The sequence below is a fragment of the Rhodococcus sp. BS-15 genome (genome assembly GCF_000813105.1).
In the GTDB taxonomy this organism is placed as follows: Bacteria; Actinomycetota; Actinomycetes; order Mycobacteriales; family Mycobacteriaceae; genus Rhodococcoides.
This window is the reverse complement of the sequence record NZ_BAOX01000038.1, coordinates 1-25,419: the sequence shown is the minus strand read 5'-3', so window position 1 is coordinate 25,419 and position 25,419 is coordinate 1. Positions and strand designations below refer to the sequence as shown.

The 25,419-nt window shown below is 65.8% G+C and carries 17 protein-coding genes and 7 pseudogenes; 13 read left to right on the top strand and 11 right to left on the bottom strand.

The genetic code is table 11. The features are described 5' to 3' along the window. The 3 genes from RHBS_RS07460 to RHBS_RS07450 form a co-directional block, all read right to left on the bottom strand. Positions 1-1,337: DEAD/DEAH box helicase (locus RHBS_RS07460; protein ID WP_374700552.1), on the bottom strand; the 1,337-nt coding region annotated here is incomplete at its 3' end. A 277-nt stretch (positions 1,338-1,614) separates the two neighbouring features. Beyond that, positions 1,615-2,571 (bottom strand): M56 family metallopeptidase, encoded by a 957-nt coding sequence (locus RHBS_RS07455; protein ID WP_121869819.1) that lies wholly within the window; start codon positions 2,569-2,571, stop codon positions 1,615-1,617. 23 nt (positions 2,572-2,594) lie between these two features. Then, positions 2,595-3,011 (bottom strand): BlaI/MecI/CopY family transcriptional regulator, encoded by a 417-nt coding sequence (locus tag RHBS_RS07450; RefSeq protein ID WP_032398122.1) that lies wholly within the window; start codon positions 3,009-3,011, stop codon positions 2,595-2,597. Positions 3,012-3,211: 200 nt separating this feature from the next. Between RHBS_RS07450 and RHBS_RS07445 the strand changes: the two genes are divergently transcribed. Both RHBS_RS07445 and RHBS_RS07440 read left to right on the top strand, forming a co-directional pair. Next, complete coding sequence (locus RHBS_RS07445) at positions 3,212-4,513, top strand: esterase family protein (protein ID WP_128645266.1); 1,302 nt, start codon at positions 3,212-3,214, stop codon at positions 4,511-4,513. Between the two features lie 92 nt (positions 4,514-4,605). Continuing rightward, a complete protein-coding gene (locus tag RHBS_RS07440; RefSeq protein WP_374700553.1) occupies positions 4,606-7,173 on the top strand; it encodes a bifunctional lysylphosphatidylglycerol flippase/synthetase MprF in 2,568 nt (855 codons plus the stop codon). Positions 7,174-7,182: 9 nt separating this feature from the next. Here the strand turns inward: RHBS_RS07440 and RHBS_RS07435 are convergent, their stop codons facing one another. The 3 genes and pseudogenes from RHBS_RS07435 to RHBS_RS07425 form a co-directional block, all read right to left on the bottom strand. Beyond that, positions 7,183-8,052 carry an ABC transporter ATP-binding protein gene (locus RHBS_RS07435; RefSeq protein WP_128645263.1) on the bottom strand — a complete coding sequence of 290 codons (870 nt, stop codon included), beginning with the start codon at positions 8,050-8,052 and terminating at the stop codon, positions 7,183-7,185. Beyond that, positions 8,049-9,061, bottom strand: a pseudogene (locus RHBS_RS07430) (FecCD family ABC transporter permease). Before RHBS_RS07430 ends, RHBS_RS07435 begins: the two are co-directional and overlap by 4 nt. An 83-nt stretch (positions 9,062-9,144) precedes the next feature. Then, positions 9,145-10,620 (bottom strand): iron ABC transporter permease, encoded by a 1,476-nt coding sequence (locus tag RHBS_RS07425; RefSeq protein WP_128645262.1) that lies wholly within the window; start codon positions 10,618-10,620, stop codon positions 9,145-9,147. A 182-nt stretch (positions 10,621-10,802) separates the two neighbouring features. Between RHBS_RS07425 and RHBS_RS07420 the strand changes: the two genes are divergently transcribed. From RHBS_RS07420 to RHBS_RS07385, 9 genes and pseudogenes are all read left to right on the top strand, one after another. Continuing rightward, the gene (locus tag RHBS_RS07420; RefSeq protein ID WP_128645261.1) at positions 10,803-11,564 is read left to right on the top strand and encodes a hypothetical protein; all 762 of its coding nucleotides are present in this window, start codon (positions 10,803-10,805) and stop codon (positions 11,562-11,564) included. A gap of 224 nt (positions 11,565-11,788) precedes the next feature. Continuing rightward, positions 11,789-12,250 (top strand): PaaI family thioesterase, encoded by a 462-nt coding sequence (locus tag RHBS_RS07415; RefSeq protein ID WP_128645260.1) that lies wholly within the window; start codon positions 11,789-11,791, stop codon positions 12,248-12,250. Between the two features lie 5 nt (positions 12,251-12,255). Further along, complete coding sequence (locus RHBS_RS07410) at positions 12,256-13,515, top strand: aldolase/citrate lyase family protein (RefSeq protein WP_128645259.1); 1,260 nt, start codon at positions 12,256-12,258, stop codon at positions 13,513-13,515. 85 nt (positions 13,516-13,600) lie between these two features. Continuing rightward, positions 13,601-13,900: pseudogene (locus tag RHBS_RS30320) on the top strand (urease subunit gamma); the annotation flags it as partial. Positions 13,901-13,921: 21 nt separating this feature from the next. Then, positions 13,922-14,232 (top strand): annotated as a pseudogene (locus tag RHBS_RS30315) (urease subunit beta). Next, a complete protein-coding gene (locus tag RHBS_RS07400; RefSeq protein WP_128645258.1) occupies positions 14,232-15,953 on the top strand; it encodes an urease subunit alpha in 1,722 nt (573 codons plus the stop codon). Before RHBS_RS30315 ends, RHBS_RS07400 begins: the two are co-directional and overlap by 1 nt. Then, positions 15,953-16,608, top strand: a pseudogene (locus tag RHBS_RS07395) (urease accessory protein UreF). Before RHBS_RS07400 ends, RHBS_RS07395 begins: the two are co-directional and overlap by 1 nt. Before the next feature lie 40 nt (positions 16,609-16,648). Beyond that, positions 16,649-17,353 (top strand): urease accessory protein UreG, encoded by a 705-nt coding sequence (gene ureG, locus RHBS_RS07390; RefSeq protein WP_128645257.1) that lies wholly within the window; start codon positions 16,649-16,651, stop codon positions 17,351-17,353. 6 nt (positions 17,354-17,359) lie between these two features. Next, a complete protein-coding gene (locus RHBS_RS07385; protein ID WP_128645256.1) occupies positions 17,360-18,028 on the top strand; it encodes an urease accessory protein UreD in 669 nt (222 codons plus the stop codon). 388 nt (positions 18,029-18,416) lie between these two features. Here RHBS_RS07385 and RHBS_RS28830 read toward each other — a convergent pair. Further along, positions 18,417-18,797: pseudogene (locus RHBS_RS28830) on the bottom strand (metallophosphoesterase); the annotation flags it as partial. 185 nt (positions 18,798-18,982) lie between these two features. Between RHBS_RS28830 and RHBS_RS07375 the strand changes: the two are divergent. Continuing rightward, the gene (locus tag RHBS_RS07375) at positions 18,983-19,447 is read left to right on the top strand and encodes a GatB/YqeY domain-containing protein (protein ID WP_037187848.1); all 465 of its coding nucleotides are present in this window, start codon (positions 18,983-18,985) and stop codon (positions 19,445-19,447) included. A gap of 66 nt (positions 19,448-19,513) precedes the next feature. Here the strand turns inward: RHBS_RS07375 and RHBS_RS07370 are convergent, their stop codons facing one another. Beyond that, complete coding sequence (locus tag RHBS_RS07370; RefSeq protein ID WP_121872038.1) at positions 19,514-21,862, bottom strand: penicillin-binding protein; 2,349 nt, start codon at positions 21,860-21,862, stop codon at positions 19,514-19,516. 294 nt (positions 21,863-22,156) lie between these two features. On the opposite strand from RHBS_RS07370, the gene RHBS_RS07365 reads away from it, so the two are divergent. Continuing rightward, on the top strand, positions 22,157-22,480 hold the full coding sequence (locus RHBS_RS07365) for a WhiB family transcriptional regulator (RefSeq protein WP_008712729.1): 324 nt from the start codon (positions 22,157-22,159) through the stop codon (positions 22,478-22,480). Positions 22,481-22,527: 47 nt separating this feature from the next. On the opposite strand, the gene RHBS_RS07360 is transcribed toward RHBS_RS07365, so the two are convergent. The 3 genes and pseudogenes from RHBS_RS07360 to RHBS_RS28825 all read right to left on the bottom strand — a co-directional run. After that, positions 22,528-23,658 (bottom strand): ArsA family ATPase, encoded by a 1,131-nt coding sequence (locus RHBS_RS07360; RefSeq protein WP_121872039.1) that lies wholly within the window; start codon positions 23,656-23,658, stop codon positions 22,528-22,530. Next, positions 23,655-24,661, bottom strand: a pseudogene (locus tag RHBS_RS07355) (ArsA family ATPase). The gene RHBS_RS07360 and the pseudogene RHBS_RS07355 overlap by 4 nt, the downstream one beginning before the upstream one ends. A gap of 45 nt (positions 24,662-24,706) precedes the next feature. Further along, a pseudogene (locus tag RHBS_RS28825) lies at positions 24,707-25,419 on the bottom strand (hypothetical protein); the annotation flags it as partial.

The window sequence follows — 25,419 nt, the reverse complement described above, 5'->3', positions numbered from 1 at the left end:
TGGTATCCGCCGCCGCTGCGCGGGTTCGATCCTTGGTAGCCGGGACGGCTGTTCCGATCGCGGGGAGTGGACTCGGCGCGCAGGGGCTCACCGGTCGGCTTCTTCGCTCCGGTGATGCTGTTCAGCTCGGCCGAACCGGGCGAGACGTTGACGGCGGTCGCCTTGACGCCGGCCATGCCGGTCAGACGCAGAACCTGACGACGCTGGTTGGGGAGCACGATCGCGACGACGGTGCCCTTCTCTCCGGCGCGTGCCGTGCGTCCTGCGCGGTGCAGGTAGTCCTTGTGGTCTGCGGGCGGATCGACGTGGACGACAAGGTCGATACCGTCGACGTGGATTCCGCGAGCAGCGACGTCGGTGGCGACGAGGACGGGGGTGCGACCGTTCTTGAAGCGCTCGAGAACGCGGGTGCGCTGATTCTGGGCCTTGCCACCGTGCAGCGATTCCGCGGCGATTCCGAGCGCACGCAGGCGATCGGTGATTCCGTCGCAGCCCAGCTTGGTACGCGCGAACATGATGGTGCGGCCGCCTTCGCGGGCACCGATCTCGGACAGAACGAGGTCCTTCTGACCCCGGTCGACCATGAGGACGTAGTGGTCCATGGTCCGGACGCTGGCTTTGCCGTCCTGAGTGGAGTGCTCGACGTGATCGGGCAGGAACTGACGTACCAGTGACTGAACCTCACGGTCCAGGGTGGCCGAGAACAGCATGCGCTGTCCGTCGGCCGGTGTGTCGGCGAGGACGGCACGTACCTCGGGCAGGAAGCCCATGTCGGCCATCTGATCGGCCTCGTCGAGCGCGGTGATCTCGATGGAGTCCAGGATGCAGGTGCCCTGGCGGAGGTGATCGGCAAGGCGCCCCGGGGTGGCGACGAGGACGTCGACTCCGCGTCGGAGCTGCTCGACCTGCTTGTTGAACGGGGTGCCGCCGACGGCGGGCATGACTCGCAGGCCCTGCGCATTGGCGTAGGGAGCGAGGGATTCGACGACCTGGAACGCGAGCTCGCGGGTGGGGACCAACACGAGCGAACGCGGGCGCTTGGCCGCCGGGCGGTCGGTGTGCAGCGAGAGGCGCTGCAGGATCGGCAGGCCGAAGGCAAGGGTCTTGCCCGAGCCGGTCTGCGCACGACCGAGGACGTTCTTACCGGCGATCGCGTCGGGAAGTGCCTTCTCCTGAATGGGGGAGGGCACGGTGATCGAGTTGCGCGCCAATGCGGCGACGACTGCCTCGGGCAGTCCGAGATCGGCGAAGGTGAAGGCCGGTGCCGCTACGGGCGTCGGTACTGCCGTGGTGTCGGAAGTGGTGGAAACGGGTGTGTTGGAAACAGCGTGGGTCACGCAGTAAAGCCTCTCCGGATTACGGGCACGCCAATAAGCCCGAAGCTGAGAGCACCCGAAAAACCGGGAAACACGAAAAACAGCCAGAACACATTGATACGAGCCAGGGCACTGTCACCTGGCCATCAGAATGCAGATGAGAACTGCATAAAGTGGGGCTGTTTGTGCCATTTCGATTGCTAGGTCGCGATGGCGACCGACCTCTACTGTACGGGACGTACCGCGAATTGTTCGACTCGAGTCGATGTGACCTGTGCGACCCCGATCGCGGGCGGACTCACCCGAAGAGCTTGCTCAGTTCCTCCAGCCACGGCATGGCGACGTAGATCGTCGGAAGAACGAGGATCACCACGGCCGCCGCGTAGGCAGCCGCGGCGATGCGCACATCGCTCCCCGGCCCGCTCAAGCGCTGAACACGGATGAGGGTGTGCGGCCCGCCGGCCGCCATCGCACCACGCGGTGCGGTGGATCCGGCGCAGGTGACCAGTGCCCTGGCCAACGGAGTGGGTCCGGTGACCTTGACCGCCGAGTCGTCTGCGAGCAGCTCGACCAGAAGCTGCACGCTGCCGAGGGCCGACTTGCTGCGGACGATCCGGGGAAACGCTTCGTTGACGGCGGTGAATGCTTCGAGGACCAGGTCGTGGCGGGCGCGCAGGTGTGACCGCTCGTGACTGAGGATGGCGGTGACTTCCGCCTCGGAAAGGTTGGCCAATGTTCCCCGGCTGAGAACCACCCGCTGACGCAGACCGGGTAGGCAGTACGCGATCGGCTCGGCTGCGTCGAGCACGCGAATGTCTGCATCGCGAAGACCACGGAAAGGGTTCTCGCCCAAGTCACTTCGATCCAGCAGGTCGACGAGCACGCGATGCCTGGAACGTCGACGACGGGTTCTGACCGCTACCTGAACGATGGAGAACATGAGCTTGGCACCGATACCCAGAGTGATGGCGAGGACGACGACGTAGAGGATCCACAGGGGCAGGCCGAGCGCGTCGATCTCGTCGGTCGGTGCAGTCGTGGGACGACCGTCCGGACCGGGGACCAGTAGCAGTCCGCCGATCGCGAGGCCGGAGCTGAAAGCCGAGAGCACAGCAGCGAGGGCAATTGCTTGCCACAGCACCAGAGCCGCGCGTGGTGACCGGTACGGCCAACTCGCGCGAGCGAGCACCGCCGGAACCGGCCCAGCCAGGATCAGCGCGAGTACTGCGAATACCAGCGCAGTCGTCGAGTTCATGTCCTCACTTACTGCCGCGAGCGTCAGTCCGTCGGACGGCCATCTCCAGCCGAAGGGGACTTCGATGTCGATTGTGCCACTTCCAACGCGGCGAGCGCCTCACGGAGGGCGGCGGCCTCGTCGGCCCCGACCTGACCGACGAAGTGCACCAGTGCCGCTGCACGTCCACCCGACGCCGGTGCCTGCGACAGCGCGTCGACCATGAGGCTGGCGACCAGTTCGTCGCGGCCGTGCAACGGTGCGTAGCGGTGCGCTCTGTCGTCGCGTTGCTGCACGACCAACTTCTTCTTCGCCAGCCTCTGCAGCACCGTCATCACCGTCGTGTACGCGAGTTCGCGATGCGTCGCAAGTGCCTCGTGGACCTGTCGAACGGTCTGGGGATCCGACGACTCCCACAGATGGTCCATCACTGCGCGCTCTAGTTCACCAAGACCAGCCATTCGTCCGAGTCTACGGCTAGTCCGACGCGGATGCGTACTACTGGTGGTAGTAACGACCGGTCAGGTGGTGTGGGATCGGTCATAGACCTGCTCGTCATGAATCGGCGGGTCTCGACCGCAGGAATCCCGTGGAGAATATTCTGTGCTGTGATCGTGCCGCCCTCGGCCCGACTTTGCCAGAAGTGAGCGGAGACGAAAGCGTGGAGTGGTTCGATTCCCTGTCGTTGATCGACGGCCCGGTACCGGTGATCGTGTCCGTTCTCGGTGCCCTCGGTGGTCTGTGGCTGCTCTTCTCGCGATCGCGGCTGTACGCCACGCGGGCGCTGCCGATCGCCGCGACGACAGCGATAGTCGTCACGGCGATCGGCTACGTGGTGGTCGAAAAGGTGTGGCGACCGTTCCCGGACCCGATAGAGACCGCGATCTACGTGTGGATCGGAGTCGGCCTCGCTGCGCTGTTCGCGGTGATTCCCAGGTCGGTGGCCGCCCGGGGGGTGCTGGGCACCGTGGCGTCCGTGCTGGCGATGGTGTTCGTGGTTGCGGCGTCGGCCCTGCACGTCAACCTCGAGTTCGACGCCTATCCCACCGTGGGCAACGCTCTCGGGGCAGAGTCCGCGGCGCGCATTCCATTCTCGGATGTGCCCGCTCCGGTAGAGCAGACCGTCACCGGCACGCCGCTGGACTCGGTCTGGACCGCGCCCGCCGACCTGGCTGCCGCCGGGAGAATCACCTCCGCCTCCATTCCGGCTACCGCGTCGAACTTCTCCGCCCGAGATGCGGAGATCTACCTGCCGCCCGCCTACTTCGCCGATCCTCGTCCGCTCCTTCCGGTTCTCGTACTGCTCGCCGGTCAGCCGGGAGCACCCGAGGACTGGCTCAACGGCGGAAAGCTCGCCGAGACCATGGACAACTTCGCTCGCGATCATGCAGGTCTCGCGCCGGTCGTCGTCGTCGCGGACGGAACCGGGTCGTCGATAGCGAATCCGCTCTGTGTCGACTCGCCGCTGGGCAACGTGGACACGTATCTCTCCCGCGACGTTCCCGACTGGATCGACAGCGCGCTGCAGGTGGACCCGAATCGCGCGCATTGGGCGATCGGTGGACTGTCCTACGGCGGTACGTGCTCGATTCAGATGGCGACCAATCATCCCGATGTCTATCCCACGTTTCTCGACCTCTCCGGCCAGCGCGAGCCGACTCTCGGCGATCGAGACCGAACGGTGCAACAGGCCTTCGGAGGAAACTCTGCGGCGTTCACCGCTATCAACCCGCTCGACCTGCTGAAATCACGTCAGTACCCCGACTCGGCCGGTATTTTCGTCGTGGGGTCGGACGACAACGACTACAAGCCGGGCCAACAGGAGATGTACGACGCGGCGAAGGCCGCCGGAATGGACGTGCAGTACGTGGAGGTACCGGGCGGACACAGCTTCGCGGTGTGGTCGGAAGGCCTCCGACGTGAGCTCCCATGGTTGGCAACGAGGACAGGGTTGATTTCGTGAACGTGACCGATCCGGAACGACCGTCCGCGGCGAACGCCGAAGCACCGACCTCGGCGGTGGGAGACGCGCACGATCCCGCCGAACCGTCGTGGATGTCCAAGCGCATCGAGTCACTGAGGTCGGGTGCGTCTGCGGTGATGCGCCAGCTTCGGCGGTTGTGGGCGCTCATCGTGTTCGGTGCCGTGGGAGCGCCGGTCAGTTTCACCCTGCTTGCCGTCGTCTGGGTGGTGGGCATCGTCGCCGCTGTCGTGGACAACCGGGGCGAGATGGACAAGTACTTCGCCGTGGGCATCATGCCGTTCGAGCACTGGCATCTATGGACCCCGCTCACCTCGGGACTGGCAGCGCCCAATATCGCGGGATGCGTGGTGGCCACGGTCGGGGTGCTGCTCGCCGCCGCACCGATCGAACGCCGTATCGGATCCCGTCGCTACGCCGTCGCGGCGTTCGTGACGCAGGTGGCCGGTTCGCTGTTCGGCCTCGGTCTCGCGGTCCTGGCCAAGACCTTCGACGCGGACTGGGGATTCCGGCTGCACGTCGGAACCGCTGTGGGCCCGACGACCTGGATCTTCGGCGTGGTGCTGGTCGCGACCTCGCGGATGGATACGTTGTGGCGCAGGCGTCTCCGTGTGGGCGTGCTGGCCCTGCTGGTGACGTTGGCACTGTTCGGTGGGCACCTGCAGGACGTCGTTCGGCTCGCTGCGGCGGTGATCGGCCTGATCGCGGGCCCGTGGATCGTCGGCCGATCGGCACGTGGACCTCGATTGGCGGGTACCCAACGCGAAGGCCGGGTGCTGGTCGCGCTGATCGTCGCCGCAAGCGCCCTGGGACCGGTGCTGGCGGCACTGAGCCCCAACGCTGTCGGGCCGTTCGCGGTACTTCGTGACGTGGTGCGGGGAGTTCCGTACACGGCGGCCGAGGTGCGCGAAATCTGCGCCGACGCGACCACCGACCCGGTCGAGTGTCGGCGTGGTCTGCTCGATCTCAGACTCGGGGGAGTCGGCCCGACCATCCTGAGCATCATGCCGTCGCTGTTCCTGCTGGTGGTCAGTGACGGCCTGCGTCGAGGCAGGCGTTTCGCATGGGCGATGGCGGTGGTCTCGCAGGGCATTCTGCTCGCATTGTCGGTGGCCAACTTCGCCATCCGGTTCCTCGAGTCCGGTGACGACCAGTCCCTGTTCTACGGATTGGAATCGCCGACGGCGTACCGCACTGCGGTGCCGTTCCTGCTGCCACTGATCGTGTTGGTGGTCCTGATCGTCACCCGCAAGTTCTTCGACGTGTCGGCACCGTCGGGTACCTATCGTCGATGGGCGGCCTCGGTGTTCGGGGTGGCGGTGGGACTCGCCCTCATCTACTCGATCGGCGGGTATCTGGCCCGAGACGGCTTCGCCGATTCGCCGTCCTTCGGCGGCTTGCTGGCGGACTTCCCGCAACGATTGATTCCCCCGGTCTACCTGCAGTGGCTCGAGCCTGCACTGCTCCCGCAGAGCACACCGACCACCCTGCTCTTCGAGTGGACCGGCGTGGTGTTCTGGGTGGTGGTCTGTGTGCTCGCCGCGAATACCTTCCTCACCCCGGTGTACGGCACCGAGACCGACGCCACCGAACGGGCCCGCGGATTGCTCATGTCGAGCAGCGGGTCCGCTCTGTCGTGGATGACGACCTGGCGCGGCAACAAGTACTGGTTCGGTCCCGACGGCCGCAGCTATGTCGCTTACCGGGTCATCGCCGGCGTGGCACTGACCACCGGGGATCCTGTCGGTCCGCGGGAGTCCTTGCGGGACAACGTCGTCGAATTCGCCGAGTTCGCGTCCGAGAACGGATGGATCCCGTGCTTCTACTCCGTCACCCCCGACGTCCGCCGCATCACCGACTCCCTCGGCTGGGGAGGAATCCAGGTCGGTGAGGAGACGGTTCTCGACCTCGACGGAATTGCATTCACCGGCAAGCGATTCCAGGACGTACGGACTGCTTTGAACAGAGCGAAGAAGGCCGGCGTCGTCGCCGAATGGATTCGCTTTCCTTCGGCCCCGCTGGCGATCACGGACCAGATCACTGCGATCTCGGAGGAATGGGTCGCGGACAAGGGTATGCCCGAGATGGGCTTCACTCTCGGCGGTCTCGAGGAGGTCGACGACGAGAACGTGCGGTGCCTGATCGCCGTCGACGAGCACCGGACCGTGCACGGTGTGACCTCGTGGATGCCGGTGTACGAGGACGGCGTCATCGTCGGATGGACGCTCGACTTCATGAGACGCAGATCAGAGGGCTTCCGGCCCACGATGGAGTTCCTCATCGCTTCGGCCGCTCTGCTGCTCGAGCAGGAGGGGGCCCGATTCCTCAGCCTCTCCGGCGCACCCCTGGCCAAGGTCGACGAGAAGCAACCCGAACACGTCTCCAGTGCCGAGCAGTCGACGCTGTCGGGATTGCTCGAGCGGTTGCTCGACGTCCTCGGACGCACCCTCGAACCCGTCTACGGATTCCGTTCGTTGTTGGCGTTCAAGTCGAAGTTCCAGCCCCGCTACGAACCGATGCACATGACGTTCGCGGATCCGGCCGCTCTGCCCAGTATCGGTAATGCGATCGGCCGGGCATATCTGCCGGACGTGTCGATCGGTCAGGGTGTGAAGCTGGTGCGCACGATGATCGAGCGGTGAGCCTCTGCCCTACCGCTCGGTGGATGCAACTGCGGCGGAACGGCTTTCGGACCGGACCGGTCCACCGACCGACCCGTAGACGTGTCGGGTCCCGATCGGAACGATGAGCGGACGATCGGACATCGGATCGTCGATCACGGTGGCCTCGAGGCCGAACACGTCGAGCAGAAGCTGCTCGGAAATGACGTCCTGCGGCCGACCCGAGGTGACGATCTCTCCCTGTTTCATCACGATCAACCGGTCGCTGTAGCGAATGGCCAGGTTGAGATCGTGCAGAACCATGACGATGGTGCGGCCGAGTTCGTCGTGCAGGCGGTCGACGAGATCCAGTACCTCGATGGAGTGCGCCAGGTCGAGGTACGTGGTCGGCTCGTCGAGCAGAAGGATATCGGTGCCCTGGGCCAGTGCCATCGAGATCCACGCGCGTTGCCGCTGGCCACCGGACAGCTCGTCGACGGGTCGGTCGGCGAGGTCGCCGACACCGGTCAATTCGAGTGCGTTCGCCACCTCGGCCTCGTCGTCCGAGCTCCACTGCCGGATCCACGACTGGTGCGGGTGACGACCGCGTGACACGAGATCTGCGACGGTCAGCCCTTCGGGAGCGGTCGGTGCCTGCGGCAGCATGCCGAGGGTGCGGGCCACCTCCTTCGTCTTCATCGAGGAGATCGCCCGACCGTCGAGCATCACGCTGCCGGCCTTGGGCTTGAGCAGACGGCCGAGCGAACGCAGCAGCGTCGACTTTCCGCAGCCGTTGGGCCCGATGACCGTGGTGATGACTCCGGTGTGAATCTCGAGATCGAGGTGCTCGACGATGGTGCGGTCGCCGTAACCGAGGCTCAGATCGTTCGCGATCAGACGCGAGGTGTGGCTGGTTGTCATACGGAGGCCTTTCGATTACTGCGAACGAGTAGGTAGAGCAGGAACGGTCCGCCGAGGGCCGAGGTGACGATGCCTACCGGGAGCTCCACCGGCAGAATGGTGCGAGCGATCAGATCGCTTGCCACGACGAGTAATCCACCGAGAAGTGCCGACGCGATGATCGGCGGACCTGGCGTTCGCAGCACCCTCAGCGCGATCTGAGGAGCGGCGAGCGCCACGAATCCGATGGGTCCCGCGGCGGCGGTGGCGATCGCGGCGAGTGCGACGGCAGCGAGCAACATCATGGCCTGACTGTGTTGCAGACGAACACCGAGCGACCTCGCGTTGTCGTCGCCGAGTCGCAGGGCACCAAGCGTGAACGTCGCAACGACGGTGCCGCCGCCGACCAGGACGACCGCTGCGGCAACCGGCCAGACCGCTGCCAGTCGGCTCCGTTGAGCGAACCGTTGAGCCAGACCTGAGCGCGGGACACGTCGTTGATGTCGGCGCTGATCAGCAGCCAGCCGATCACCGCGGTGAGCATCGCGTTGACGGCAATGCCGACCAGAATGAGGCGGAACCCGTCGACGCCCTTGCGCCAGGCGAGGGCATAGATCGCGATCGCAGTGAGCAGCCCGCCGATCAGTGCTGCGAGAGGAAGGCCGAGGGTGGCGAGCAGCCCGCTGAAGCTGCTGCCACCGCCGAGCACGATCAGAGCGACGGCTGCGGCACTGGAACCGGCGGTGATGCCCAGGATGTCGGGGCTGGCCAGGGCGTTGCGAGAGATCGACTGAGTGATCGCGCCGGAGATGCCGAGGGCAGCACCGACCAGGAGGCCGGTCAGTGATCGGGGCAGTCGCAGGTCCATCACGATGAACCGTTCGATCCTCGAACCGCCGCCGAGCAGCACGTCGAGGACCGCCGTGATCGACAGCGGGAAGTCGCCTCGTCCGATGTTCACGCACATGACCAGCACCAGCGCCGCAGCCAGTAGGACGGTCGTCAACACCATCAGTGGCCGCCGAACCATCGAGATCGGACCGAGGCGGAACGCAGGCCGGGTGCGAACGACAGCAGGGCCGGGCGTCGGTGTGGGGGACTGCAGGTCGGCGGTCACAGGCCGACCAACTTCCGGCGTCGAACGAGAGCGATGAAGAACGGTGCCCCGATCAGTGCCAGAACGATGCCCACCTGGAGTTCGCCCGGGCGCACCACGACCCTCCCGATGACGTCGGCGATCATCAGCATGACTCCGCCCATGAGGCCCGCATAGGGCACGAGCCAGCGGTAGTCGGGTCCGGTCACCGCGCGGGCGATGTGCGGAACGACGAGGCCGACGAACGCGATGGGCCCGCACGCTGCGGTCGCGGCACCGGTGAGCAGCGTGATCGCGAGGATGCCGACGGTTCGGGTGATCGCGATGTTGGTTCCGAGCGATCGTGCGACGTCCTCGCCGAGGCTCATGACATTGAGGCCGGGTGTGCTCGCCAGTGCGATGAGGACGCCGATCACCAGGAACGGCAAGACCTGCCACAGTACGTCGAGACCGCGTCCTGCAACGGATCCGACCACCCAGAAGCGGTAGCCGTCCAAGCTGGTCTGATCGAGCAGTACGACGGCATTGGTCATCGCCATCAGGAAGAACGCGACGCCCGCACCGGCGAGGGCCAGATTGATCGGACTGGATCTGCCCGACCCTATCGACGAGAGTCCGAACACGACGATGCTCGCCACCGCCGAACCGGCGAAGGCGAACCACAGGTATTGACTCGGCGAGGTGAACCGGAACAGGTAGATGGCCATCACGACGAAGAACGCCGCTCCGGCGTTGAGGCCGAGCAGGCTGGCGTCGGCCAACGGATTGCGAGTGTGCCCCTGGATGAGAGCGCCTGCGATACCGAGCGCGATACCGACGACCAGCGCGAGCACGGTGCGGGGAATGCGCAGCGTGCGCACGATGATGTCGGTGTCGGTGCCCGTCGAATTCAGCAGTGCATGGGCGATTTCGGCGAAGGTCAGTGGCCGCGCGCCGATGGCGATGCTGGCGAGTATGCCGGCGACGAGTGCGGCGACCAGGACGGCCAAGCCGAGCAACCTCCGCCGCCGAATGGCCGCGACCGAAGCGTCTTTGGAGATGGGCTCGAATCCTTCTGCCGCAGCAGCCTTTTCATGCACCACCTCGGACGATGCAGCGCCGATCCGGAATTGCCGGCGAAGGGCACGACGAGCACCGATCGGACCGTGCGTGGCGCTGTCGCGCAGTGTCAGTCCCATCCAGCGTCGACCGGTGCTCTGGCCTTCGTTGCCGTCGCGGTAGCCGCGATTCCAGACGAACAGAGCCAGCGCGACGCACACCGCGATGGTGCCGAACACGAATCGGTCCGCCTGGCCGCCACCGTTGTCGTCACGAAGCGCGTCGACGATCGACCAGCCGACGAACAAGGGGACCAGCACGATCAGTGCGTCGATCGCGGCCGCAGCGATGCGAGAGCCACGCGGCGGCGGCCCGGTCGGCACGTCCTCGGTCCCGTAGGACGCGTCGGACGACCGGCGTGCGCCGTGCGGGCCGAGTAGCGGAGCTGTGGTCACAGTGCTCGTGACTCCTCGCTGTTTCGAAGGGACTCGGTTTAGGTTACGGAACCCTTGCTCGACACGTGAGGCGAGGTAAGGGTAGCGGTGCCTGACCCGCTTCACGATCTGGTTAGGCTAACCTACATTAGTCGGGTAGGGGTGCGACGCGTGCACCCGCCGAGAACCTAAGGAGCGATCAGGTGTCAATTGCAACAGCGTCGTACACGGGCTGGGCCGATGTGCATCGATTCTCGAATCGATCCGGCGAGGCGGCGCTGTTGGCCGACTCGTGCACGACCCTGCGTGCACTCAATCCCGACTACCCGCGGATGTACGCGGTGGCCGCCATGGCGAACGAGGGCAAACGCCGTTGGTGGCAGTTGGCGGTAGGTCTCGAGGACGGTCGCGTCGAGCAGATGTACCGACGATCGCTCGAGGATCTCGATGTTCCCGAGGCTGCGGCAGTGCAGGTCGCGACGGCCCTGATTCACGCCGTCGTCGGACGCGTGTCCGCGCTGCTGGTCCTGGAGGCACGCGCCTGGGATCCGGGCATCGACAACCTGTGGATCCACATGGACAGCGACGGCGGGATCGATTGGGCGGGAGTGGCATCACCGATCCTGCGAGTGCTACCCGAGGATCCCGCCGCGGGTGAGCCCGGCACGGTCACGCTTCCGTGCGAACAGGCCCTGTTGGTCTGGACTGCACATCGCTGCACGACGTCGCTCGGCGCGGTGTTCCGCGCGATCGCCGATCGTGCTCCGTTGGACGCGCGTGCCTTCTGGGCCCTGGTCGGTGACGCCATCCTCGGGGCCTCGACGTATGTGCCGATTCTGGCGGGGGCGAGTGCATCGGCAGGTGCCCGCCGAGGTCAGCTGCTCCTCGACGCCATGGTCGCCGCTGGGGCTCCCGTCCGTTCACGCGTCGGGGTTCCGGGGCGCGCGAGACTTCGGGCATCGTGAAGGTCTTGCGCTCGAAATAAGGTTTGCCTATGCTGACTTCAGACAAACGGACCGCGCCGGAGTCCTGAGGGCTGCAGTGACTCCCGGTCCTTGCCACGGTGGCCTCTCGTTCTTCGACGAACGAGAGGCCCACCGATTTTTGTGGGTCGATCGTGGTGTATCTCTGAACGAGAGTCGACAGCCGAGTCGGCCGGACCATCTCGACGCAACCGGAAGGCACAGCTATGACGGACTCGAACGGCACCACGGGGGAGACCACCTTCGACACCATGACGCCGGAACAGCTCACCGAATTGTGTGCACGAGGGTTCGACGGGGTCGTCGGCCTGCGATACCTCGAGGTCTCCGGCGACGAGGTGCGCGCGGAATGGACCGTCACCCCGCAGCTCCATCAACCGGCCGGAATCATGCACGGGGGCGTGCTGTGCTCGGTGGTCGAGTCGGTGGCCAGTATCGGTGGATCGGCGTGGTTCGGCGCGCGCGGCCACGTCGTCGGAACCAACAACAACACCGACTTCCTGCGCGCGACTCGGGCGGGAACCCTGACCGCGCACGGACATCCGATTCATCGGGGACGTACGCAGCAGCTCTGGCAGGTCGACATGACGGACGAGAGTGGACGCCTGGTTGCTCAGGGCAAGGTCCGGCTGGCGAATATCGAAAACACCGCACATCTGGGACAGTGATGCCCATGACGGGCCACAACGACCATGCTGCTTCCTCGCTGACTTCCGACGCGTTCGATCGCCTCGAATCACTGTTCGGTCCCATCGACGACGAACTCGCGCAGCACTATCCGGGTGACCGAGTCGGTGGGCAGCCCTCGCACACCGTCTATGTCTCGGCCGCGGATGCCTCGGCAGCTGTGCCCGCCGAATGGGGTGCCGCCGCCCTGGCAATCCTGGACGCCCACCCCGAGGCGTTCGCCGGATTCGACACCGAACACGCACTACCCCTCGTGCGCGACCGACTCGGCAGTGCGCCCATCCAGGACCTCCGATTCGACTTCGAGGACGGTTATGGGTGGCGATCCGATGCCGTCGAGGACAGCCATGCGAGGGCGGTCGGGGCAGCGCTGTCCGCCCTGGCCGAAGATTCGGCAGGTCCGACGTGGCTGGGAATTCGCGCCAAAGGGCTTGCCACACATGAGCGTCGGCGCGGAATCCGCACCCTGGAGCTGGTCCTGGACGGAGCCGGGGGAGTGCCCGACGGCTTCGTGTTCACCGTCCCCAAGCTCCGTGCCGCCGCGCAGGTAGCCGCTGTGGTCGCGCTGTGTGAGGAGCTCGAGCGTGCCCACGGCCTGCCCGATCGAGCCCTTCGATTCGAGCTGCAGATCGAGAGCCCACAGGCGGTGATCGGGGCGGACGGTACGGCGACGCTCGCGCGGGCGATCACCAGGGCGGACGGCCGCTGCACCTCACTTCACTACGGAACCTACGACTACAGCGCCGCCTGCGGAATCACCTCTGCGCAGCAATCATTGGCCCATCCGGTGGCGGACCATGCGAAGAACGTCATGTTGGTGGCAGCGGCACAGACCGGGGTGTGGGTGTGCGACGGTTCGACCCAGGTGGTGCCGACGGGCGACCCCACACAGGTGGCGGCATCCGCGCGTCGACACTTCGAGCTGGTGACCAGATCCCTCGAACGCGGCTTCTATCAGGGCTGGGACATGCATCCCGGGCATCTGGTGACGCGATGGTTGGCGACCTTCGGTTTCTTCCGTCAGGCCATGCCGGTAGCTGCTGCTCGGCTGGGCAGCTACCTCGATCGCCAGGGTGGTGAGGTGATGGACGAGCCGGCGACGGCGCAGGCGTTGGCAGGCGTTCTGGTGCGGGGGTTGGATTCGGGCGCGTTCGGCATCGCCGAACTGCAGAACGTGGCTGCCGGTATCGACCGAGACGTGCTGCGGGGACTGCTCGATCGATCGGTGACCGTGCCGCTCGGATGAGGTGCGTCGGCGCGCTCCGCTGCCGACGGGTCGCAAGCGTGTCAGAATTGCCGGGCACCATCACCGATCGGGACGGAGAACTCCAATGCGGTTGTCTCCGCACGAGCAGGACCGACTGCTCGTCAGCTACGCGGCCGAACTCGCTCGGCGTCGCCAGGCACGCGGCCTCAAACTCAATCACCCCGAGGCGATCGCGGTCATCACCGATCACCTCCTCGAGGGTGCCCGCGACGGCCGATCGGTCGCAGACCTGATGTCCTCGGGTCGTGAGATTCTCGGTGCCGACGACGTGCTCGACGGTGTGCCCGAGTTGCTCCCCGAGGTGATGGTGGAAGCGACCTTTCCGGACGGCACGAAGCTGATCACGGTGCACGAGCCGATCTCACCGAAGCGGGGTGACGGTCACCTGATTCCGGGCGAGATCATCACCGTCGCAGGCGACATCGAGATCAACGACGGTGCGAGGTGATCTCCATGGCCGTCGTCAACGCGGGAGATCGACCGGTACAGGTGGGCAGCCACGTACATTTCCCACAGTCCAACGCAGCTCTGCAATTCGACCGCGAGCGGGCGCACGGCTGCCGGCTCGACATCCCCGCTGGCACGGCGGTGCGATTCGAGCCCGGCATCGAACAGACGATTCGGCTCGTGCCACTCGGTGGCACGCGCGAGGTATACGGATTGAGCATGACACCTCCTGGAAAGTTGGACAGCTGATGGCGCGCATGAGTCGCAGTCGATACGCCCAGTTGTTCGGCCCCACCACGGGTGATCGAATCCGCTTGGCAGACACCGATCTTCTGATCGAGGTCACCGAGGACCGCAGTGGTGGCCCGGGCAACGCCGGTGAGGAGGCGGTGTTCGGCGGCGGCAAGGTGATCCGTGAATCGATGGGGCAGTCCCGAGCCACCCGCGCCGACGGTGCTCCCGACACGGTGATCACCGGGGTCGTCGTCGTCGACTACTGGGGAATCATCAAGGCCGATCTCGGTATTCGCGACGGACGCATCGTGGCACTGGGCAAAGCAGGCAATCCCGACACCATGACCGGGGTGCATCCCGATCTCGTCATCGGCCCGTCCACCGAGATCATCGCGGGCAACGGGAAGATCGTCACAGCAGGCGGCATCGACTGTCACGTCCACCTGATCTGCCCGCAGATCAAGGAGGAGGCTCTCGGCGGCGGCATCACCACCGTGATCGCCGGCGGTACCGGCCCTGCCGAAGGCAGCAAGGCCACCACCGTCACCCCGGGCGCGTGGCACCTGTCCCGGATGCTCGAGTCGCTGGACGACTGGCCGATGAACATCGTGCTCCTGGGCAAGGGCAACACTGTCAATCCCGACTCGATGTGGGAGCAATTGCGCGCCGGGGCATCGGGATTCAAACTGCACGAGGACTGGGGATCCACCCCGGCCGCGATCGACGCGTGCCTGCGAGTGTGCGAGGAGGCCGGCGTTCAGGCGGCTCTGCACTCGGACACCCTCAACGAGGCCGGATTCGTCGAGACCACCCTCGGTGCCATCAAGGGACGCGGAATCCACGCGTATCACACCGAGGGTGCGGGCGGCGGGCACGCACCCGACATCATCACCGTGGCGGCGCAGCCCCACGTCCTCCCCAGCTCGACCAACCCGACGCGTCCCCACACCGTCAACACCCTGGACGAACATCTGGACATGCTGATGGTGTGCCACCACCTCAGTCCATCGATTCCGGAGGATCTGGCCTTCGCCGAGAGCCGAATTCGGCCGTCGACCATCGCAGCCGAGGACCTGCTGCACGACATGGGTGCGATCTCGATGATCGGCAGCGACGCTCAGGCAATGGGCCGGATAGGTGAGGTGGTTCTGCGCACGTGGCAGACGGCACACGTGATGAAGTCTCGTCGCGGCTTCCTGGCCGGCGACAACGGAGCCGACAACAATCGAGTGATGCGCTACGTCGCGAAGTACACCATCTGCCCGGCCGTCGCCCACGGCCTCGACGACGAGATCGGATCGATCGAGCCGGGCAAACTCGCCGACCTGGTGTTGTGGGATCCGGCATTCTTCGGTGTCCGTCCCCACATGGTCATCAAGGGCGGCATGATCGCATGGGCTGCAATGGGCGACGCGAACGCGTCCATCCCGACCCCGCAACCCGAACTACCTCGGCCGATGTTCGGGGCGTCGCCCAAGGCGGCGGCCGCGACGTCACTGCATTTCGTTGCCCCGCAGGCGATCGAGGACGGACTGGCCGGGCGTCTGAACTGCGATCGCCGGTTGGTTCCGGTCAAGAACGTGCGCGGTGTCAGGAAGTCGGACATGGCACTCAACGACGCTCTGCCCGATATTCGAGTCGATCCCGACACCTTCACCGTCCGTATCGACGGTGAAGTGTGGACGGAGCAGCCGGCAACCGAACTGCCGATGGCGCAGCGATACTTCCTCTTCTGATGCCCTATGCCCGACTGCAGGTGACGACGCTTCTCTCGCTTGCCGATTCACGCCTGCCCACCGGCGGACACGTGCATTCCGGGGGAGTGGAGGAAGCGATCGCCTCGGGCTTCGTTCGAGACATCACGACGCTCGAGGCGTTTCTGCGACGCCGTATCCGAACCTCCGGGGCCACGACGCATCCATTGCCGCATCGCTGGTGCACGGGTCGTCGAGCACCAGCGAGGCCGATGCCGAATCCGACGCACGAACCCCGTCCCCGGCTGCAAGGTCTGCCTCGCGTGCTCAGGGCCGTGGACTGCTCAGGTTGGCCAAGTCCGCCTGGCCGCATCATGATTGGACGTCGATCGGGCGGAGGCCGCACCTGGCCGTTGCCGCTGGGCACGTCGGGCTCGCGGCGGGCCTGTCGGTTGCAGACACGGCCGCAGTGCAGGTGTACATCACCATGACCGGGTCGGCGATCGCCGCGCAGCGTCTGCTCGCGCTCGATCCGGCCGAGGTCGCGGCGTGCACCATCCGGTTGGGCGATTTCTGCGACGACGTGACCGCCGCGGTGTGCGAGTGCCTGCCCGAGCTGATGGAGTTGTCGGATCCGTTGCTGGACATGTTCGCCGAAGCCCACGCCGTCCGCGATCGGCCGTTGTTCGTATCCTGAATACCGATCCACTTTTTTCTCCAACGACAAGGAGTTCGACATGCCCCCGCACCTGATCGACGGTGAGCCCCACGACCACGGTTTGGATCGGCCCAAGCGCGCACGGGTGGCAGGCGACGCGCTGCGCGTCGGTATCGGTGGACCCGTCGGTTCCGGAAAGACGGCGTTGGTGGCTGCACTGTGCCGAGAGCTGCGCGACGAACTCTCGCTCGCCGTGCTCACCAACGACATCTACACCACCGAGGATGCGGACTTCCTGCGTCGGCACGCAGTGTTGCCCGACGAGCGCATCACGGCTGTGCAGACAGGTGGCTGCCCGCACACGGCAATTCGGGATGACATCACCGCCAACCTCGACGCCATCGACGACCTGATCGAGAACAACCCGCCCCTGGACCTGATTCTCGTGGAGTCCGGTGGCGACAACCTCACTGCGACCTTCTCGTCCGGTCTGATCGACGTACAGATCTTCGTCGTCGATGTCGCCGGGGGAGACAAGGTGCCGCGCAAGGGCGGTCCAGGGGTCACGTTCTCCGACCTGTTGGTCGTCAACAAAACAGATCTCGCCCCGTATGTCGGAGCCGACCTCGGTGTCATGGAGCGGGACGCGGCCCAGGTGCGTGAGGGTCGACCGACTGCGTTGATTTCCCTCACCGACGATCCGTCGGCGACCACGGTGCTCGAGTGGGTGCGGGAACAGCTGAAGGTGATCGCCGACGCCGACGCACATGCCCGCACACACTGAGCGTCGATGCACACAGAGCTCTGCATCGACGCGAGCCGCAGCCGGAGCCCACGCATCACCTCGGTGGGCGGACTCGCCGGCCGCCAGACGGGACCGGACACGGTCCACCTGATCGGTACCGCCGCAACTCCTCTCGGCGGTGACACCATCGTGGTCAGAATATCGGTGGCGGCCGGGGCGCATCTGGAGGTGCGCAGTGTCGCGGCCTCGTTGGCTATGCCCGGTGGGCTGCACCGTCACTCGTCCGCGCAGTGGCACTTCGAGGTCGGTGCAGGCGCGTCGCTGGTCTTCGATCCCGAACCGATGGTCGTCGTCTCCGACGCCTCGCATTCGGTAGTCAACACCGTTGTGCTGGAACAGGATTCGACCCTGCGACTGCGTGAACGTACGCAGATCGGCCGCTTCGAGGAAGCGTCGGGACACTGGAGCAGTACGATGCGATGCGATGTCGGAGGTAGCCCGTTGCTACGCCATCGAGTGGAACTGGGCGCGGGATCGATTGCGCACGATGCGTTGTCGGCACCGCTGTCGATGTCGAGCACGCTGCGATATCCCGATACACGGGCGTCCGAGGTCGACTTGCCCGACGGGACCGTCCGGCTGGCGCTGGCCGGCGGCGGTTCGCTCAGTACCTCGGTGGGTCGTCGCCTGCCGCCCAGCGAATCAGGGGTGTGAGACCGGCACGCTGCGCAACGAACAACGCACCGGACGACGGTGTCCCGTCGGCCGGTGCGTTGTGTCAGAGCTGGTTTCAGCCCGCTGCCTTTTCTCGTTCCTGCTCCGAATCAGCTGCGGCAGCCTCGACGGCACCCGTACGTTCGAGTGAGTTGAGTTGCTCGATGGCCAGTCGCGCGAACACCTGCTGTTCGGTCGACGCCATCTGAGCCCGACCTCGGCCGAGGAACGTCACGAACCACGAGATGACGGTCGTGATGCGGCTGCGGTAGCCCACGAGGTAGTACAGGTGGAGCGCGAGCCACATGAGCCAGGCGATGAATCCGCCGAATTCGAGTTTACCGACCTTGGCGACGGCGTTGAATCGCGACACCGTCGCCATCGAGCCCTTGTCGAAGTACTTGAACGGGTTCTTCGGCTTGGGCGCGAAGTAGTCGTTGCTACCGAACACGAACAGACCAGGCCGAGCCAGCAGCGGCCCCAGAGCCTGCACGACGCTGGGGACGGCACGCTGGTGGGAAAGATTGTCGCCGGTGTTGACGACCAGATCGGGGTCGAGGCGGTCCAGTTCACGCAACCAGTTCTGCTTCATTCGCTGGCCGGGCATCATGTGCAGGTCGCTGATGTGCAGCACGCGCAGCGTCGCCGAACCCGGCTCGAGCACCGCCATGGACGTCTCGCGCAGCGTGAACGCGTTGCGCTCGATGAGTGTGGCGTATCCGACGCCCAGCGCCGCGGCACCCGCAGTCCCGATCACGGAACTTCTCAATGGGGACGCCCTGACGGCATCTCGAGCGTGCTCGGCAACCGAGCGCAGTTGCGTCGAGGCACTGCGCAGCTGGGTCGAGGTAGGGAGTAACGGGTGACTGAATTGTGCGGACACCTCATCCACGATACGTCAGCAACCGGATATGGACGTGCGAGCCGACGACTGCGCCGCGTAGCGTTTCCGCCATGTCCGAACTCAAGGCCCGCCTCCGTACCGACCTCACCGCAGCGATGAAGGCGAAGGACAAACTCCGCCTGGCAACGCTGCGCATGATTCTCGCCGCCATCCAGACCGAGGAGGTCTCCGGCAAGGAGGCCCACGATCTGACCGACGACGACGTGCTCAAAGTGCTTGCCAAGGAAGCCAAGAAGCGCGGCGAGTCGGCCGAGATCTACACCCAGAACGGACGCGGCGAGCTCGCCGCCAACGAGCATGCAGAAGCGCAGATCATCAACGAGTATCTGCCCACTCCGCTCACGGACGAGGAGCTGGCCACCATCGTGGATACCGCTATCGCCCAGGTCGCCGAGGACCTCGGTGAGCGGCCGGCGATGAAGCAGATGGGTCAGGTCATGAAGATCGCGTCGGGACTCGCCGCAGGCAAGGCCGACGGATCGCGACTGTCGAAGGCTGTCAAAGACCGCCTGTAGTGCGCTGCGCGCAGTGGTGCGGTTACGTCCCCCCTGGGGCACATAACCGCACCACTGCCGCAGGCACTAGCGAGGAACGGTGATACCCGGGATCGCCGGGATCTGAATCCCCGGCGGTAGGTCCGGAATCTGGATGTTCGGCAGCGCGGGCGTCGGAGCCGGAGCCGGTCGAACCGAACCGTCACTGACGTAGATCGTGATGTTGGATCCGGGGACCGCCGAGCCCGACGGCGACGTGGACACCACGGTGCCGCGTGCTGCCTGATCGGCCGTCGTGACTGCGGTCACCTGGAAGCCCGCACCCTGCAGCGTGGACGTCGCAGACGACTGGCTCTGACCGGTGACGTCGGGTACCTGGCCGTTGGCCGAGCCGCGGACGTACTTCTGGTCGACGGGTGGCAACGTGACGGGTCCGAAGTTGGTGGCGATCGGGCTCATGGCGTCGAACCACGTCCTGGCCGGCTCGTTACCGCCGAAGAGGTTGCCGGACCCGCAGGGTCGCAGCGGGAACGAGCAGATCTCGCTGGGCGTCGGCGAGTCGCCGTAGGTGTATACGGCGGCGGCGTAGTTGTTGGTGAAGCCGAGGAAGCCCGAGGAACGGTTCGACTCGGTGGTGCCGGTCTTGCCCGCCATCGGCAGCGTCCAGCCGACCGACCCGGCCGCGGCGGCGGACGTGCCGCCTGCCTGATCGTCCTTGCTCATCGCGTTGGCGAGGGTGTTCGCCAGACCGGGCTCGACGACCTGCTCACACGCCTGGTGAGCGACCGGAACGGGCTTACCGTCGCGGTCGAAGATCGAGTCGATCGGGGTGGGCGGGCACCATTTGCCACCGGACGCCAGGGTGGCAGCCACGTTGGACAACTCCAGCGGGTTCACCCAGGCGGGTCCGAGTGTGAACGAGCCGAGGTTCTGGCTCTTCTGGAAATCGGCCATCGACTGCTCGGTGCCCGACGAACCCGGGTCGTTGTACGAGCGCAGCCCGAGGCGAACGGCCATATCGACCGTCGGGGTGACTCCCACCGATTCGATCAGCTTGACGAACGCGGTGTTGGGGGACTGAGCCAGCGCGTCGGTGATGGACAGCGATGGTGGGTAATTGCCCGCGTTCTCCACGCAGTAGGTCGCTGCCGGGCAGTTTCGTGCACCGCCGTCGCCGACGCCCTTGACCTCCACGCGTTTGGGAACCTGCAGCGTTGCGCTGGTGCCCAGTCCGCGCTCCATGGCGGCGGCCGTCGTGAAGATCTTGAAGATGGAGCCCGCTCCGTTGCCCACGAGGGAGTGCGGTTGCGGCTGCACGGTCTCGTCGTCGTCGGCGTTGAGGCCGTACGTGCGGCTGCTGCCCATCGCGAGCACCCGGTGCTGGTCCTGGCCCGGTGCGACGACGTTCATGACGGTGGCGACACCGTCGAGTGAGGGACTGGTGTTGCTGACCAGAGCGGCCTTGGTGGAATTCTGCACCGCGGGGTCGAGCGTCGTACGGATGAGGTATCCGCCCTTGTCGATCTGCTCCTGGCTGATTCCGGCCTCGGCGAGGTATTCCAACGCGTAGTCGCAGAAGAACCCGCGGTCACCTGCCGCGATGCATCCGCGGGGCAGGGTCTGCGGGACCGGCAGCACGCCGAGCGGCTCGGACTTGAGTGCCTCCAGCTCCGAAGCGCGTTCGGGGAGGTTCTGGATCATCGTGTCGAGCACGGTGTTCCGGCGCTCGATCACTCCCTCCTCGTTGGTGTACGGGTTGAGCGCCGAGCTGGACTGCACCATGCCCGCGAGCATCGCTGCCTGGACGGCGCTGAGCTGGCTGGCGTCGATGCCGAAGTACGTCTGGGCCGCGTCCTGGATGCCGAAGGACGCGTTGCCGAACGGCACCAGATTGAGGTACCTGGTGAGGATCTCGTCCTTGGTCAGTTCCTTGTCGAGCGTCAACGCCATCCGGATCTCACGGATCTTGCGAGCGGGCGTCGTCTCGATGGCCGCGCGGCGTTCGGCGTCGGTCTTGGCCACCACGAGCAGCTGATAGTTCTTCACGTACTGCTGATCGATCGTGGACGCGCCCTGCTCCACCTGCCCGCTGGTCGTGTTGGTCAGGAACGCTCGGAGCGTGCCCTGCCAGTCCACACCCTGGTGCTCGGCGAAGCGGCGATCCTCGATCGAGACGATGGCGAGCTTCATCTCGTTGGAGATCTGGTCGCTCGGCACTTCGAATCGACGCTGCTCGTACAGCCAGGCGATGGGATTCCCGTCTACGTCCGTCATCGTCGAGACGGCAGGCACTGCGCCTTCGACCAGCTCGGCCGAGACGTTGTCGACGGTATCGGCGGCGCGGTTGGACGCGTATCCGAACCCACCGGCCAAGGGGAACATCACGCCGGCGAGCAATGCACCGGCGAGTGCTGAACATCCGGCGAGCTTCGCCACGGTTTTTCCAACTGACACAGAGCACAGCGTACGTGGGTGCGGCTCGGACCGGCAGAGGCATGCATGCGCTGTGTGCTGCGCCCCTGCTCGGGACGGCCGTACCAGAAATGTGACCCCGCCGTCTTGCATTCGGGGCTCGCTTTACCTAAATTATGAGCACGGTGTGATTCGCATAACACTTGATAATGAATGTGGGGCAGCTCCTAGAATTTGTGCTTCGGCCGACGAGGTACAAACCGCTTCGAGCCTCCGGGACGTCCAGCGAGGACGTCCGCAACGCAAAGGGGTATCCGCATGCACACGACAACCGCGCCGACGCGACTCGATGTAGAAGAAGCAGAAGCACGCATCGCCTGGGTGTCGCACGCCCGTTGCAAGGGCACTGACCCGGACCAGCTGTTCGTCCGGGGTGCAGCACAGCGCAAGGCTGCAACCATCTGCAGGCACTGCCCGGTGCTGATGCAGTGCGGTGCGGATGCACTCGACAACCGTGTCGAGTTCGGTGTCTGGGGCGGCATGACGGAACGCCAGCGCCGGGCGCTGCTCAAGCAGCACCCCGAGGTCGACTCCTGGTCCGAGTTCTTCGAGACCCAGCGCCAGCAGCAAGCAGCTATCTAGCACCCTTTTCTGGCAGGGCTGGATCAGCCCTGCCAGGTACGGCCGATCTAGCCCTTGCGGGTCAGCTGATCTGCCACTGCACGTAGCGCGGCGAGGTCGGAGACCTCGAACGGCAGCGACGGCACACCGACGATGGGTACCCGGGGGTGCGCACCGGTGAAGCGTCGAAGCAACCGCACCTCCCGCGCTGCCGTGACTGCACGCTGGGCGTGGATCCGCAGGACTGCGGCGGTCAGATCCGCGCCGGGGTCTTCGATTCGATCGAGCAGATCGGCTGCCGTCGCGGCGTGATCGGCTTGCACCGTCGACAGCGTCGGGTGCGTCCGGTTCACCACCAAGCCGGCCAGCGGCATCTTCTCTGCGGACAATCGCTCCACGAAGAACGCTGCCTCGCGCAGCGCGTCGGGTTCTGCTGCAGCGACGACGAGGAAGCTGGTGCCGTCCTCGCGCAGCAACTGGTAGGTACGCGTCGCCCGCTCGCGGAAACCGCCGAACATCGAGTCCAGCGATTGAACGAAAGCCGATGCGTCGGAGAGCATTTGGCTTCCGATCACCGTGGAGACGCCGCGCATGGCCAAGCTCATCGCGCTGGTGACCACGCGGGTGATGCCGCGACCGGGAGCGGTGAGCAGCCGGATGAAGCGGCCGTCGAGGAACGAGCCGAGTCGCTGCGGGGCATCGAGGAAGTCCAGTGCATTGCGCGACGGCGGAGTGTCCACCACGATCAGATCCCACGACGAGTCCAGGGACAACTGCCCCAGCTTCTCCATCGCCATGTACTCCTGCGTGCCCGAGAACGACGACGCCACAGTCTGATAGAACGGATTGGCCAGCACCTGCTCGGCCTTCTCCGGCGTCGAGTGCTCGATGACCATCTCGTCGAACGTGCGTCGCATGTTCAGCATCATCGCGTGCAGTTCGCCCTTGGCACCGGCACCCAACTTCACCGGCTGCGGGCTGTTGTCCAGATCGCCGAGACCGAGAGCCTGAGCCAGGCGGCGGGCCGGATCGATCGTCAGCACCACCACGCGCCTGCCTTGCTCGGCAGCGCGCAGCGCCATCGCTGCTGCGGTGGTCGTCTTACCGACGCCGCCCGCCCCGCAGACGACGACGATCCGCGACGTGGGATCGGTCAGAATGCGGTCGACATCGAGTTCGGTTGCTGCTGGTCGAGTCATCGGACACCCTGTTCTGCAAGCTTGGCGGCGAGCTCGTACAAGCCGCCGAGATCGACACCGTCGGCCAACATCGGCAGCGACATCCGCGCGACGTCGAGTTCGTCGAGCGTGGTTGCGCTCTCCACCTGAGCCGAGAGCGTCGCCGCATGCTCGATCGATTCGGTGAGCAGCCCGGCGAAGTCCGCCTCGGACAACGTGATTCCGGTCTTGGCGAGACCGTCCGCAATGGCGACGGCATCGATCTCGCCCTCGGCGATGGCTTCGAGGGACTCCGCCGGCAGGTACGTCGGTTCGGTGCGATTGACGATGACCGTGCCGAGCCGAAGATCAGCCGCCTCGAGCTCACGCACTGCGTCCGCCGTCTCCTGGACCGGCAGCGCCTCGAGCAGCGTCACCAGGTGCACGACGGTGTCGGCCGAGTGCAGCAACCGCACCACGCCCTCGCTCTGTGAACGAACCGGTCCGCCCTTGGCCAGGTCGGCCATCGCCTTGGTGACGTCCAGGAAGTTTCCGATGCGGCCGGTCGGCGGCGAGTCGACGACGATCTCGTCGTAGATGCGGTTGCCCTTCTTGTCGGTCCGCACCACACATTCCTTGACCTTGCCGGTCAGCAGCACATCGCGCAGGCCGGGTGCGATGGTCGTCGCGAACTCGATGGCACCGATCTTGCGCATCGCGCGGCCGGCGAAGCGAGGTTGTAGAACATCTCGAGGTATTCGAGGAACGCGGTCTCGATGTCGATGGCCAGTGCGTAGACCTCGCCGCCGCCGTCCGCCGAGGCGACGCGCGTCTCCTGCGGCGGAAGCTGCGGCACGTCGAAGAGCTGCGCGATGCCCTGTCTGCCCTCGACCTCGACCAGCAACACCCGTCGACCGCCCGCCGCGAGCGCCAACGCCAATGCGGCAGCGACGGTCGTCTTGCCGGTCCCGCCCTTACCGGATACGAAATGCAGCCGCGCTGCATCTGCCTTCGCCGGCCATCCCTCTTCGTTCGCTATACCCACACCCCGACCATATAGAGGTCGTCCTCGGGAGTCCGACCGAAGTGTCTAACTCTGCCCGGAGTGTCGGCGGAGTCGGTCGACCAAACTCTGTGTGTACGCGTCGAGATCCGGAACTGCGTCGGGACAGGCGACCATCGCGATCGTCGCCACCGTGCCGAGACCGAAGATTCCGTGATTGAGACACCGGCCGTCTTCGAGGAACGGAAAGCCTGCCGAGAAACGCGCGACGGCACCACACAGCTCGAGGTCCGCGCGGCCACGGTCGACACTGACCACGGTTGTCTGAGCGCGACGCGCGACGGAGAGCGGTCGTGTCTGCGGAATCGACGTCCTTGCACGAATCGGACGATCGGAGCGGGCACCCGCTCGTCCGCACGCGCGACGCGAAGCAGTGGTGCGGCCGTCCACTCTGGCTCGTTCGACTGCCAGCGACGCACTGATCAGCTCGGCCCGCTTCTCGAGATCGGGTTCGCCGACGTGGAGATCGACCGTTCCGACCACCGCTCGATTCGCTGCGGGCCACTCCACGTCGCGAGGTAGGGCCATCGGTACGAACGCCGCAACGGTGCCTCCGGTCTCGGACAGTGGCTCGAGACCGTCGCCGAGATACCGATCGAGACACGGGCCGATGGCGCAGAGAGCGGACACCGTCACCGACGCGGCACCCGCGCGGACTTCCGTCATCCGCATCGGCACGATGCGGACGACTCGATACGGGCCCACGGCGCTGTTCAGCGACGTGGCGGGCACCGACGGCG

Excerpts from the sequence above, each read along its gene's own strand:
- RHBS_RS07410 (WP_128645259.1), top strand. The coding sequence starts at position 12,256 with ATGACGGGCCACAACGACCATGCTGCTTCCTCGCTGACTTCCGACGCG.
- RHBS_RS07450 (WP_032398122.1), bottom strand. The coding sequence starts at position 3,011 with ATGGCTGGTCTTGGTGAACTAGAGCGCGCAGTGATGGACCATCTGTGG.
- RHBS_RS07435 (WP_128645263.1), bottom strand. The coding sequence starts at position 8,052 with ATGACAACCAGCCACACCTCGCGTCTGATCGCGAACGATCTGAGCCTC.
- RHBS_RS07365 (WP_008712729.1), top strand. The coding sequence starts at position 22,157 with ATGCACACGACAACCGCGCCGACGCGACTCGATGTAGAAGAAGCAGAA.
- RHBS_RS07440 (WP_374700553.1), top strand. The coding sequence starts at position 4,606 with ATGTCCAAGCGCATCGAGTCACTGAGGTCGGGTGCGTCTGCGGTGATG.
- RHBS_RS07415 (WP_128645260.1), top strand. The coding sequence starts at position 11,789 with ATGACGGACTCGAACGGCACCACGGGGGAGACCACCTTCGACACCATG.
- RHBS_RS07375 (WP_037187848.1), top strand. The coding sequence starts at position 18,983 with ATGTCCGAACTCAAGGCCCGCCTCCGTACCGACCTCACCGCAGCGATG.
- RHBS_RS07385 (WP_128645256.1), top strand. The coding sequence starts at position 17,360 with ATGCACACAGAGCTCTGCATCGACGCGAGCCGCAGCCGGAGCCCACGC.
- ureG (WP_128645257.1), top strand. The coding sequence starts at position 16,649 with ATGCCCCCGCACCTGATCGACGGTGAGCCCCACGACCACGGTTTGGAT.
- RHBS_RS07400 (WP_128645258.1), top strand. The coding sequence starts at position 14,232 with ATGGCGCGCATGAGTCGCAGTCGATACGCCCAGTTGTTCGGCCCCACC.
- RHBS_RS07455 (WP_121869819.1), bottom strand. The coding sequence starts at position 2,571 with ATGAACTCGACGACTGCGCTGGTATTCGCAGTACTCGCGCTGATCCTG.
- RHBS_RS07360 (WP_121872039.1), bottom strand. The coding sequence starts at position 23,658 with ATGACTCGACCAGCAGCAACCGAACTCGATGTCGACCGCATTCTGACC.